General features: G+C 61.2%; 13 protein-coding genes. 11 read left to right on the top strand and 2 right to left on the bottom strand.

The features are described 5' to 3' along the window. Positions 1 to 17: 17 nt before the first annotated feature. The 7 genes from P3T17_RS19040 (at position 18) to P3T17_RS19010 (ending at position 5,661) form a co-directional block, all read left to right on the top strand. The gene (locus P3T17_RS19040; protein WP_074266371.1) at positions 18 to 824 is read left to right on the top strand and encodes an ABC transporter substrate-binding protein; all 807 of its coding nucleotides are present in this window, start codon (positions 18 to 20) and stop codon (positions 822 to 824) included. Positions 825 to 859: 35 nt separating this feature from the next. Then, a complete protein-coding gene (locus P3T17_RS19035) occupies positions 860 to 1,516 on the top strand; it encodes an amino acid ABC transporter permease (protein ID WP_074266370.1) in 657 nt (218 codons plus the stop codon). Between the two features lie 87 nt (positions 1,517 to 1,603). Further along, positions 1,604 to 2,398, top strand: coding sequence for an amino acid ABC transporter ATP-binding protein (locus P3T17_RS19030; protein ID WP_074266369.1), 795 nt, complete (start codon positions 1,604 to 1,606; stop codon positions 2,396 to 2,398). Then, positions 2,395 to 2,700 carry a (2Fe-2S)-binding protein gene (locus P3T17_RS19025; protein ID WP_074266368.1) on the top strand — a complete coding sequence of 102 codons (306 nt, stop codon included), beginning with the start codon at positions 2,395 to 2,397 and terminating at the stop codon, positions 2,698 to 2,700. Before P3T17_RS19030 ends, P3T17_RS19025 begins: the two co-directional genes overlap by 4 nt. Continuing rightward, the gene (locus tag P3T17_RS19020) at positions 2,700 to 4,076 is read left to right on the top strand and encodes an FAD-dependent oxidoreductase (RefSeq protein ID WP_429408540.1); all 1,377 of its coding nucleotides are present in this window, start codon (positions 2,700 to 2,702) and stop codon (positions 4,074 to 4,076) included. The genes P3T17_RS19025 and P3T17_RS19020 overlap by 1 nt, the downstream gene beginning before the upstream one ends. After that, entirely contained in the window at positions 4,073 to 5,227 is a 1,155-nt protein-coding gene (locus P3T17_RS19015; RefSeq protein ID WP_429408492.1) for an NAD(P)/FAD-dependent oxidoreductase, read from the top strand. The genes P3T17_RS19020 and P3T17_RS19015 overlap by 4 nt, the downstream gene beginning before the upstream one ends. Positions 5,228 to 5,259: 32 nt before the next feature. Next, the gene (locus tag P3T17_RS19010) at positions 5,260 to 5,661 is read left to right on the top strand and encodes a helix-turn-helix domain-containing protein (protein WP_429408539.1); all 402 of its coding nucleotides are present in this window, start codon (positions 5,260 to 5,262) and stop codon (positions 5,659 to 5,661) included. Positions 5,662 to 5,752: 91 nt separating this feature from the next. Here the strand turns inward: P3T17_RS19010 and P3T17_RS19005 are convergent, their stop codons facing one another. Further along, positions 5,753 to 6,847, bottom strand: coding sequence for a tartrate dehydrogenase (locus P3T17_RS19005; protein ID WP_429408490.1), 1,095 nt, complete (start codon positions 6,845 to 6,847; stop codon positions 5,753 to 5,755). A 141-nt stretch (positions 6,848 to 6,988) separates the two neighbouring features. On the opposite strand from P3T17_RS19005, the gene P3T17_RS19000 reads away from it, so the two are divergent. Then, the gene (locus tag P3T17_RS19000; protein WP_429408489.1) at positions 6,989 to 7,915 is read left to right on the top strand and encodes a LysR family transcriptional regulator; all 927 of its coding nucleotides are present in this window, start codon (positions 6,989 to 6,991) and stop codon (positions 7,913 to 7,915) included. Here P3T17_RS19000 and P3T17_RS18995 read toward each other — a convergent pair. Then, entirely contained in the window at positions 7,900 to 8,685 is a 786-nt protein-coding gene (locus P3T17_RS18995) for a 2OG-Fe(II) oxygenase (RefSeq protein WP_429408487.1), read from the bottom strand. The two genes, P3T17_RS19000 and P3T17_RS18995, sit on opposite strands and share 16 nt — an antisense overlap. Positions 8,686 to 8,915: 230 nt before the next feature. On the opposite strand from P3T17_RS18995, the gene P3T17_RS18990 reads away from it, so the two are divergent. From P3T17_RS18990 to P3T17_RS18980, 3 genes are all read left to right on the top strand, one after another. Next, positions 8,916 to 9,758, top strand: a complete 843-nt coding sequence (locus P3T17_RS18990) for an FAS1-like dehydratase domain-containing protein (RefSeq protein ID WP_429408485.1) — start codon at positions 8,916 to 8,918, stop codon at positions 9,756 to 9,758. A gap of 67 nt (positions 9,759 to 9,825) precedes the next feature. Further along, positions 9,826 to 10,989, top strand: coding sequence for an acyl-CoA dehydrogenase family protein (locus P3T17_RS18985; protein WP_429408483.1), 1,164 nt, complete (start codon positions 9,826 to 9,828; stop codon positions 10,987 to 10,989). Positions 10,990 to 11,020: 31 nt separating this feature from the next. Further along, a complete protein-coding gene (locus P3T17_RS18980) occupies positions 11,021 to 12,199 on the top strand; it encodes a CaiB/BaiF CoA transferase family protein (protein ID WP_429408481.1) in 1,179 nt (392 codons plus the stop codon).

Genomic DNA, 12,199 nt, shown 5'->3' with positions numbered 1-12,199 from the left:
CCATTCCGAGGATGACCATGTTGCGTTTTACCCGTGAGCTTCGCCCCGCAGCACGCCTGCAAGCCGTTCAACGCTTCGCTCTTCAGGCTGGCGTAGCCCTTTCCATGATGTTCGGCGCAAGCCTGAGCCATGCCGATACGCCGACGCTGACCGCGGGTTCGCCGCCGTCGAGCGCACCGACCACCTTCATGGATGTGAAGACGCAGAAGATCGAAGGCCTGATGCCCGATGTGGTGGATGCAATCGGCAAGCGCGAAGGCTTCAACGTCTCGTTCGATGCGGTGCCGTTTTCGGCGCTGATCCAGTCGGCCGTATCGGGCAAGATCGACATCATCGTGGCGGGCATGACACCGACGCCGAAGCGCGCTGAAGTAGTCGACTTCTCGCAACCGGTTACCGCATTCGGCGAAGGCATCATCGTCAAGGATTCGAACAAGACGGATTACAAGTCGGTGCAGGACCTGAAGGGCACCGTAGTGGGCGCGCCCACCGGCACCGATTACGGCGATCAACTGGTCAAGCTCGGCATTTTCAAGGAAGTGAAGATGTACGACAGCCCCGCCGACATGACGCGCGACGTGGTGCTGGGCCGCATTACCGCCGGCTTTAGCGACTATCCGATTCTCAAGGCGCAGGAAGCGTCGGGCGGCCTGCGCGGCGCGCGCGTGGTGAACGACTACGTGCCGATGGAGAAATTCGACATCGCCATCGCCGTGAAGAAGGGCAATGGTGCACTGCTCGCCAAGATCAACGATGCTCTGACGAAGATGAAGGCCGACGGCTCGCTCAATGCGATCCTGAAGAAGTGGAATCTCGCAAGCTGAACGCGAACCCACCCCGATTCTGAAGAGCACACCGTATGCATTGGCGCGATATAACCGATTTTGTCCCGATTCTGTTCACGGGCGCCCTGATGAGCATCCTCATCACGCTGGGGTGTCTGGTATTGAGCACCGTGCTCGGACTCGTCTGGGCGTTGTTGAAAATGTCGCGCCATCCCGGTGTCGTCACGGTGGTCAGCGCGATGATCAACGTGGTGCGCGGTTTGCCGATGATCGTGCTGCTGTTTTACATCTACTTCGTGCTGCCGGATGTCGGCATTCAGATGACGGCGCTCGAAGCGAGCATCATTGGTCTGGGCTTCGGTTACTCGACCTATGTGGCGGAAATCATCCGCTCGGGCATCGAGGCCGTCGACCCTGGCCAGTTCGAAGCGGCCCAGTCGATCGGCATGGGTCGCGTGAAGACGATGTATCGCGTGATCCTGCCGCAAGCCGTGCGCGTCGCGTTGCCGCCGTATGCGAATACGCTGGTCATGATGTTGAAGGACTCGTCGCTGGCTTCGACGATCACCGTTGCCGAGATGACGCGTGAAGGTCAGTTGATCGCGGCGTCCACGTTTCAGAACGTGACGGTCTATACGCTGGTGGCGCTGGGGTACCTGGCGATGAGTCTGCCGCTGATGAGCCTGACGCGTCATCTGGAAAAGCGTTTCGGCAAGCACAAGGCGAAGTAACCGCGACAAGAAGGCGACATGAAGGCTGTACGAACGCTAAACGAGGCCTCTAGCGAGGTCGCAAGCCGGGCCTCAAGCGAGGATGCCATGATCGAGATCGTTGATGTGCACAAGAGCTTCGGCGCCGTTCCGGTGCTGAAGGGCATTTCGTTGAATATCAAGCAGGGCGAAGTAGTGTGCCTGATCGGCGCATCGGGTTCCGGGAAATCGACTCTGCTGCGCTGTATCAACGCGCTCGAGTCGTACGATACCGGTGACATCAAGCTGATGGATCAGCGCGTCGAGCAACGCTCGCGCCACATCAACCGCTTGCGTACGCAAGTGGGCATGGTGTTTCAGCGCTTCAATCTGTTTCCGCATCGCACTGCGCTCGAAAATGTGATGGAAGGCCCTGTTCATGTGAAGGGCGAGCCGAAGCAGCAGGCGCATCGCGAGGCGATCGAATTGCTCGGCAAAGTGGGGCTCGGCGAGAAGCTCCATGCGTATCCGCACCAGCTCTCGGGTGGCCAGCAGCAACGTGTGGCAATTGCGCGCTCGCTTGCCATGAAGCCGAAGGCGATTCTGTTCGACGAACCGACTTCCGCGCTCGATCCAGAACTGGTAGGCGAAGTGCTCGCGGTGATGCGCACGCTCGCGCGCGAGGGCATGACGATGCTGGTGGTCACGCATGAAATGGGCTTTGCCCGCGAAGTGGCCGACCGGGTGTGCTTTCTGCACGGTGGTCTGATTATCGAAGAAGGCAGCGCGCAGCAGGTGCTGTGCTCGCCGCGCGAGCCGCGCACGCGCGAATTTCTGCGTCACGTGCTCACGAACCGGATGGAGACGACAGACGATAGCGCTGGCGCCAATAACGATGGCCACGCGCATGGAGCGACAGCATGAACGGACGATTCATCCGGCTCGGTGAGACCGGACGCAAGAGCGTGAAGATTCGCGTGGACGGTAAAGAGGTAGAAGCGCTCGCAGGCGACACGCTGCTGGTGGCGATGCTCTGCTCTGTGGATCATGTGCGTCAATCGGAATTCGGCAATGAGGTGCGGGCGGGCTTCTGCCTGATGGGCGCCTGCCAGGACTGCTGGGTCTGGACCTCAGACGGCGAGCGGCTGCGTGCCTGCACGACCGTGGTCAGCGAGGGGCTGCATATCCTGACGACACAAGCGGAGGAGCAATGGGCGAACCTGTGATGGGCCAACCTCGCGTGATTATCGTCGGTGCGGGGCCGGCGGGTGTGCGTTGTGCGCAGACGCTGCTGGCTGCCGGCATCCGCCCGATCGTCATTGATGAAGGCCGCCGCGACGGCGGGCAGATTTATCGACGTCAGCCGGAGAATTTTTCTCGCCCTTACGCGAAGTTGTATGGGACTGAAGCTCCCCGCGCGGAGGATTTGCACAACACGTTTCAACGTTTGCGTCCGCAACTCGATTATCGGCCGGAAACGCTCGCGTGGAATGTCGCCGAGCGCAAGCTGCATGTCGTTCGTGACGGGCACGCAAGCTCACTGCCTTATGACGCGTTGATCCTGTGCCCAGGCGCGACCGATCGTCTGATGCCGGTAAAAGGCTGGCAATTCGCGGGCACTTACAGCCTCGGTGCGTCGCAGATTGCGTTGAAGTCGCAAGCCGTTTCGATTGGCCGCAAAGTGGTGTTCATGGGCTCGGGACCGTTGCTGTACCTGGTCGCGAGTCAGTATGTGCAAGCCGGCGCTCAAGTGGCGGCAGTGCTCGATACGTCGAAGCTCGGGCAACGTCTGCGCGCGCTGCCGAAACTGCTGGCGCGGCCCGATGTATTGAAGAAGGGCGCCGCGCTCGTCTCTTCACTCAAGAAGGCGGGCGTTGTTGTAGAGAACGGCATCGAGCCACTGGAAATCGTGGGCTCTGACGCCGCCGGCGTGCAAGGCGTGAGCTATCGAAATGCAAGAGGACAGGTACAGCAGATCGCCTGCGATGCGGTAGCGCTCGGCTATCACCTGCGCCCTGAAACGCAACTCGCCGATCTCGCGCGCTGCGCGTTCCGCTTCGACGACAAGTCGCGCCAGTGGTTGCCGCAGATCGACGAACTGGGCCGCAGCTCGGAAGCGGGCGTGTATCTCGCAGGCGACGGTGCGCGTGTGCTCGGCGCAGACGGTGCGGAACTGGCAGGCCGTCTTGCCGCCTACGCGGCATTGCAGGACCTAGGTCACGATATTGACGCCACTACGCTGGACGAACTGAAACGCCAGCAACAGAAGATGGATCGTTTCCGCCAGGGCTTGGTGGATGCTTTTCCGTGGCCCGCTGCGCAAGCCGCGCGCCTCTCTGACGACACAGTGGTGTGCCGGTGCGAAGGCATCACCGTTGGCGAACTACGCCGTGTGATCCGGGAAGAAGGCGCATGCGAAGCGAATCGCGCTAAAGCCTTCAGCCGGGTCGGCATGGGACGCTGCCAGGGTCGCTATTGCGGCCATGCAGCAGCGGAAATCATCGCGGATGCGGCCGCTGTGCCGGTCGAACTGGTCGGCCGCTTGCGCGGGCAAGCGCCTGTCAAGCCGCTTTCGATCGCTACCGTTGAGGAGGTCGAATGAGTCGCTCGCAAGCAGATGTGATCATTGTCGGTGGCGGCTTCATGGGCGCAGCCACCGCATTTTTCCTGCGCCAGCGCGGCCGTTCGGTGATTCTGCTCGAGCGTGGCCTCGTCGGACAGCAGGCCAGCGGCGTCAACTTCGGCAATGTGCGGCGCCAGGGGCGTTTCTTGCCGCAACTGCCGCTCGCGAATCGTGCGCGTGAGATCTGGGGCAAGTTGCCGGAACTGATCCAGCACGACGCAGAGTTTCTGATGTCGGGCCACATTCGCATCGCCTATCGCGACGAACAGGCCGACCAGTTTGAAATCTATGCAAAAGAGGCCAGCCAGTACGGCTTAAAGCTGGACCTCTTTCGCGGCGCTGAAATGAAGGCACGCTTTCCGTTCCTTGGCCCGGAAGTGCTGTGTGCGTCGTATTCGGAGAAAGACGGTCATGCGAATCCGCGGCTCGCGGCGCCGGCATTCGGGCGTGCCGCGGCACGTCTCGGTGCGCAGATTATCGAGAACACGGAGATCTTGACCGTCGAAAAGGAAGGCGCGGAATTTCGCGCTACCAGTGCGGATGGCCGCACGTTTCATGCGCCGGTGCTGTTAGTGACTGCCGGGGCATGGGGTAGTCTGTTGAGCGAACAGTTCGGCGAGCCGGTGCCGATCGCCGTGCATGGCCCGCAAATGGCCGTGACCGAACCGACCACCTATGGAATCCGTCCGGTAGTGGGCGTGTCCTCGCCGAATATCGAGGAAGTGCTGTATTTCCGCCAGGTCAAGCGCGGCAACATCGTGATTGGCGGTTGTGCGCGGGGGCCGGCTTACCCCGACGTGCGGCGCGCTTATGTGTTGCCGCAGAACACCATGCTGCAGTTTCGTCAGATGCACCGCCTTGCGCCGGCGCTGGCGAAGCTCAATATTATCCGCGTGTGGAGCGGGATTGAAGGCTATATGCCCGATGATCGTCCGGTCATGGGCGCAAGCGGCAATGTCAGCGGCCTTTACTACGCGTTCGGTTTTTGCGGACATGGCTTTCAGCTCGGACCGGGCGTGGGCGACACGATGGCCGAACTGATCGACACCGGCGCAACCAGCACGCCGCTGGAACCGTTCGATATTCGCCGTTTTGCCACCGTGGCCACACGGGCACAGCAAGCTGCTTAGGAATCGAGATCATGCTGACCGATCACGCAAGCATGTTTGCGGACGATGTGACCGAGAAGGCACCGGTCGCATCGCTTCGTCTTGATCTGGCTACGACGCGCGCACAACCGCGTCGTGCGACGAGGCCCATAGAACGGGCGATCGAGTTCATCGAAACATCGTTCTCCCAACCTGTGACGCTCGCCACACTCGCTGCCAAGGCGGAGTTGAGCGTATCGCGCTTTGCAGCGCTATTTCGCGCGGAGATGGGGATCTCGCCGCATCGCTATGTTTGCCAGGTCAGAATCCGGCACGCGCAGCGTCTTTTGCGTGGAGGGTTGCCGCCGTCGATCGTGGCGACGGAAGTGGGCTTCTTCGATCAGAGCCACCTCGGCCGGCATTTCAAGCGTGCTGTGGGCACGACGCCTAGCGCGTACCTGGCGTCGCGTAGTTAGGGTGCTGTTGGTGCACAGCTGGCGGGTGGCTAGCTATAGCTGGCGAGTAGCTAACGCGAGGCCGCACGCGGTGGCCTCGCTGCAGGCTCAATCAAACGTAGTTACCAATCCGTTCCGCAATCGCCGCACCAATCTCATCCGTCGACGCTTCCCCGCCCATATCGCGCGTGCGCGGTCCTTGCTTCAGCACGTCCGAGATCGCCGCCACAATCGCTTCATGCGCATCGTGCTCAGCGCCCGCACCTTCGCCGAGGAAGTCGAGCATCATCGCCGCGGACCAGATCATCGCGACCGGATTGGCGATATGCTTGCCTGCAATATCCGGCGCCGAGCCGTGAACCGGTTCGAATAGCGAAGGGAAGTGCCGCTCCGGATTCAGGTTCGCGGACGGGGCAATGCCGATCGTGCCCGTGCAGGCCGGACCGAGATCCGAGAGAATGTCGCCGAACAGGTTGGACGCAACCACTACATCGAAGCGCTGCGGCTGCAACACGAAACGCGCGCACAGGATGTCGATATGCTGCTTGTCCCACGTGATGTCGGGGTACGTGGCCGCGATTTCGGCGGCGCGTTCGTCCCACCAAGGCATGCTGATGGAAATGCCGTTGCTCTTGGTTGCTACCGTCACATGACGCCGGGCGCGGCGTTGCGCGAGATCGAAGGCGAACTTCAATACGCGGTTGGTGCCGTGACGCGTGAAGATGGACTGCTGCATCACCACCTCGCGCTCGGTGCCCTCGAACATCTTGCCGCCCACCGACGAATACTCGCCCTCGGTGTTCTCGCGCACGACGAAGAAGTCGATGTCTTTCGCGTTGTGTTCGGCGAGCGGCGAGCGCACGCCTTCAAACGTGCGTGCCGGACGCAGATTGACGTACTGGTCGAACTCGCGGCGGAACTTGAGAAGCGAGCCCCACAGCGAGATATGATCGGGCACGGTGTCGGGCCAGCCGACCGCGCCGAACAGGATGGCATCGCAACCGGCAAGCTGGGTTTTCCAGTCGTCGGGCATCATCTGGCCGGTTTGCGCGTAGTAGTCGCAACTGGCCCACTCGATGTGCTTGTACGAGAGTTCGATGCCGAAGCGGCGATTGACTGAGTCGAGGACGCGGAGTGCTTCCGGCATTACTTCACGGCCGATGCCGTCGCCGGGGATCACGGCGATACGATGTTGTTTGCGGGTCATGTCGAACGTCCGGATGAATGGCGTTGGGCCGTAGATGGGAGACAATGCGCGGCGCGACGGCAGGCCACGCGAGTGAATCCATTCTATTGATCCGGACGAGGCGAAACAGCCCTTTGCAGGTTAATCCACTTTCCACGAATCGTGAATAAAACGCCCAATCTCGCCGACCTTCGCGTGTTCTGTGCTGTTGCGCGGCATGCCAGTTTCAGCGCCACCGCGGAATTGCTGGGCGTGTCGCCCGCGTTCGTCAGCAAGCGTGTCGCCATGCTCGAAGCCGATCTCGGCACGCGCTTGCTATACCGCTCCACGCGGCGCGTGACGATCACCGAGGCGGGCGCGCAGGTCTTCGCCTGGGCCGAGAAAATTCTCGATGACGTGGAGCACCTGGTCGAAGATGTCTCCACGACTCAGCGCATCCCGAGCGGCACGTTGCGCATTTCCAGCAGCTTCGGCTTTGGCCGGCATGTGGTTGCGCCCGCGGTGGCGCGCTTGTCGGCTGCGTATCCGCAACTGAATGTGCGGCTTGACCTGCTCGACCGGATCGTCGATGTTGCTGCGGAGGGTTTCGATCTGGACGTGCGCATCGGCGACGAGATCGCGCCGCATCTGATTGCGCGCAAGCTGGCGGCGAATCATCGGGTGTTGTGTGCGTCGCCGGAGTATCTGGAACGTCATGGCAAGCCGCGCGAATTAGCGGACCTCGTTGCGCACCGCTGTCTGGTCATCAAGGAGCGCGATCACCCGTTAGGCGTGTGGCGGCTCAGCGTCAAGGGCAAGGAGACGCAGTTGAAGGTGACTGGGCCGCTCTCGACAAATCACGGAGAGATCGCGGTGCAATGGGCCGTGGCCGGGTACGGCATCGTACTGCGTTCGATCTGGGACGTCGCGCCGTTGCTGGCGAACGGTACGCTTGTGCAGGTGTTGCCGCAGGTGTCCCAGGCCGCGAACGTATGGGCGGTGTATCCCGAACGCCGTGCGAGTTCTGCAAAAGTGCGGGCGTGCGTGGACTTTCTGGTGAAAGAGTTCAAGGGGTGGAAGGGCGGCGCGGCGCTTCACAGTGCGTCATGAAAAATCACTCCGAGCGTGTGGCGATGCCCTGAAAGCAGCCGGCTCACGCCGTGCCGCATGTTGACCCGGTAACTGCCGCGTGTTCCCTGCACGGGGTGATGATGCACGGCGAACACAACAGCATCGCCTTTACGTAACGGCATCACCGCAACGCGCGATTGCATACGCGGCCGCTGCTCGGTCAGCACAAACTCGCCGCCGGTGAAATCTTCTCCCGGCTCGGAGAGCAGGATAGCCAACTGCAGCGGAAACACATGCTCGCCGTACAGATCCTGATGCAGACAGTTGTAGTCGTCCTTCGCGTACTGAAGGATCAGCGGCGTCGGCCGTATCTGACCGGCATCGTGGCAACGGCGGATGAATTCGGCGTGCTGCGCGGGGTAGCATGCGTCGATATGCATGAGCGTGTTCCATCGGTTCGCTACCGGCACCAGATGCGGATATACCGAGCGGCGCAGCGTAGCAATCAGATCGGGCAGTGGATAGCCATAGTACTTGTATTCGCCGCGACCGAAACCGTGGCGCTCCATCACAACCCGGCTGCGATATAGCTCATCGCATGAATACAGCGCGCTGAGCGCATCGCATGCCTGCGGCGACAGAAGGCCTTGAATCATCGCGCTGCCTTGCTGGTCGAGATTCTGCTCGACGTTCCACCAGTCAACTGCCTCGATGCGGCGCGCCGTCTCTGCGTCCGATGCATCAAGTAAAGCAATGGTCGTATCGGTGACGTTCGCGTTTTGGGGAACGTGCTTCAGAACGGTGTTCATGCGAGGCTCCAGATTCTGCTTCAATAGACCCAGTGTATGAAAATGCGCGTCGCCGGACACCCCGGGTCTTGCTTTCCAATTCGGTGGAACTCCTGTGGCGGGCAGCAGTCATGGATTTGAAAGGCCAGGTCTTAACCAAATCCAAAGACTCGCTTCAGAAATGCGAACTTCGCGAAACGTGCCATAAGGTTCATAGTAATAGTCTGTTTAGCTTATCCGGAGTGCCGCCCATGTCCGCTTCTCCCCAGAGTCTCGACGCCTGGCTCGAAAAGCAGGAGATCGTCAAGGACACCATCACCGCCTTTCCCCTGGCGGCGTTGGCAGCAACGCTGGACCGGACCGAAGCGGGCGATGTGGTCCCGCCAATGTGGCATTGGCTGTATTTCTTGCCGGTATCGCCGCTGGCAGAGAAGGGGCCGGACGGTCATCCGAAGCGCGGCGGTTTTCTCCCGCCCGTGCCGTTGCCGCGGCGGATGTGGGCCGGTGGGCGTCTCACGTTCCATGAGCCGCTGAAAGTGGGCGAGCGTGCCGTGCGCACCTCGACCATCGCCAACATCGAGGACAAGACGGGCCGCTCGGGCCGTCTCGTGTTCGTCACGGTGCAGCATACGGTTGAGGTTGGCGGCGAGCTGAAGATCGAGGAAGAGCACGACATCGTCTATCGGGACGCGCCGCACCCCGATGCGCCTCCGCCAAAAGCGGCGCCTGCGCCGGAGGGCGAAACGTGGCGGCGCACGATTCAAACTGACCCGGTATTGCTGTTCCGCTATTCGGCACTGACCTTCAACAGCCACCGCATTCACTACGACTACCCCTACGTGACCGGGGTTGAGGGTTATCCGGACCTGGTCGTGCACGGCCCGTTGATTGCGACGCTGCTAGTTGACCTCGTGCGCCGCGAGTTACCCGACGCCACGCTGCAAAGTTTTGCTTTCAAGGCGCTACGTCCGACCTTCGCGAACCACCCGTTCACTGTTTGCGGCAAGCCCTCTGACGACGGCAAGACGATCGATCTGTGGGCCAAAGATCACGAGGGTTATCTGACGATGCGCGCCACGGCGGCAATAGCCTGACTCGGGCCGCCGCTGTGCCGCACCGCCGAACTTCAACGCTTGCCCTCGAACACCAACTGCCATTTCCATGCAAACGACGCAATCCGATTCTTTCCAGGACATTCGCGAAGCTGTACGCGATCTCTGCCAGCAGTTTTCCGGTGAATACTTTCGCAAGATCGACGAGGCGCGCGGCTATCCCGAAGCCTTCGTCGATGCTCTGACCAAAGCGGGCTGGCTCGCCGCGCTGATTCCGCAGGAGTACGGCGGCTCGGGACTCGGTCTGACTGAAGCGTCGGTCATCATGGAGGAAATCAACCGGGCCGGCGGCAACTCGGGCGCGTGTCACGGGCAGATGTACAACATGGGCACGCTGCTGCGGCACGGCTCGGCGGAGCAGAAACTCAGGTATCTGCCGCAGATCGCCAGCGGAGATTTGCGTCTGCAATCGATGGGGGTGACCGAGCCCACCACCGGCACGGACACCACCAGGATCAAGACCACCGCCGAGCGTCGCGGCGACCGCTACGTGATCAACGGACAGAAGGTGTGGATTTCGCGTGTGCAGCATTCGGATCTCATGATCCTGCTTGCCCGCACCACGCCGCTTGCTGACGTAAAGAAGAAATCCGAGGGCATGTCGATCTTTATCGTCGATCTGCGCGAGGCGATCGGCCACGGTTTGACCGTGCAGCCGATCCTGAACATGGTCAATCACGAGACCAACGAACTGTTCTTCGACAACCTCGAAATTCCCGCGGAAAACCTGATCGGCGAAGAAGGTCAGGGCTTTAAATACATTCTCGATGGGCTGAATGCGGAACGCACGCTGATCGCAGCGGAGTGTATCGGCGACGGGTATTGGTTCGTCGACAAGGTTTCGGCTTATGTGAAAGAGCGCGTCGTCTTCGGTCGCCCGATTGGGCAGAACCAGGGGGTGCAGTTTCCTATCGCGCGCTCGTACGTCAATGTCGAGGCTGCGAGCCTGATGCGTTTCGAAGCCGCACGCCGCTTCGACGCGCATGAACCGTGCGGTGCCCAGGCGAACATGGCCAAACTGCTGGCGGCGGACGCCTCGTGGGAGGCAGCGAACGCGTGTCTGCAATTTCACGGCGGTTTTGGTTTTGCATGCGAATACGACGTAGAGCGCAAGTTTCGCGAAACGCGCCTGTATCAGGTTGCGCCGATTTCGACGAACCTGATTCTCTCGTACGTGGCCGAGCATATTCTCGGCTTGCCGCGTTCGTTCTGATGTTCTGTCTGATTGTGAACGTGAGGTGTAGATGAGACCCCTCGACGGTATCAAGGTCGTCACACTCGAGCACGCCATCGCGGCGCCGTTTTGCACACGCCAGCTTGCCGATCTCGGCGCGCGCGTGATCAAGGTGGAGCGGCCGCGCGTAGGCGATTTCGCGCGCGGCTACGATGAACGGGTGCACGGTCTGTCTTCGCACTTCGTCTGGACCAACCGGTCGAAGGAGAGCCTCGCACTCGATCTTAAGCAACCGGAAGCCGCGAAGATTCTCGACGCACTGGTCGCCGATGCGGATGTGCTCGTGCAAAACCTCGCTCCGGGCGCAGCGGACCGGCTTGGGCTCGGCTACGAGACCTTGAGCGGGAAATATCCGAAGCTGATCGTGTGCGATATTTCCGGCTACGGCTCGGACGGTCCGTATCGCGACAAGAAGGCCTATGACCTGCTGATCCAGAGCGAATCGGGCTTCCTGTCGATCACTGGTTCACCCGGTGAGCCCGCCAAGGCCGGTTGCTCGATCGCCGATATCGCGGCAGGCATGTACGCGTATTCGAATATCCTCAGCGCGTTGCTGCTGCGCGCACGCACGGGGCGCGGTTGCCGCATCGATGTGTCGATGCTGGAGAGCATGGTCGAGTGGATGGGTTATCCGCTCTACTACGCTATTGATGGTCAAACACCCCCGCCGCTGTCTGGCGCTGCGCACGCGACCATCTATCCCTATGGCCCGTTCCCCGCGGGCGACGGCAAGATTGTGATGCTTGGCTTGCAGAACGAGCGCGAATGGAAGCTGTTTTGCGAGCAGGTGCTTGTGCAACCCGAGCTTGCCACCGATCCGCGCTTTGCATCGAATTCGAAACGCACGTCTGCACGTGAGGCACTGCGCGCGGTGATTGTCGAGGCATTCGCGCCGTTGACGGCGGCACAAGTGATCGAGCGCCTGGAAGCGGCCGGCATTGCCAACGCGCAGATGAATACGCTCAACGACGTATGGGTGCATCCGCAATTGGCTGCGCGCGAGCGTTGGCAAGAGGTCGGCACGCCGGCCGGCATGATCCCAGCCTTGTTGCCGCCGGGCTTACCCACCAGCTTTGACCCGCGCATGGACCCCGTCCCGGCATTAGGCGAACACACCGACGCGATCTTGCGCGAACTCGGTTACGACAGCGCGCAGATCGATGCGCTGCGCGTGGCCGGCACCATCTGA

Source organism: Paraburkholderia sp. GAS82, from assembly GCF_050436285.1.
GTDB lineage: Bacteria > Pseudomonadota > Gammaproteobacteria > Burkholderiales > Burkholderiaceae > Paraburkholderia > Paraburkholderia phenazinium_B.
Note: the sequence above shows the minus strand (reverse complement) of the source record. Positions and strands in the feature narration are given on the sequence as shown.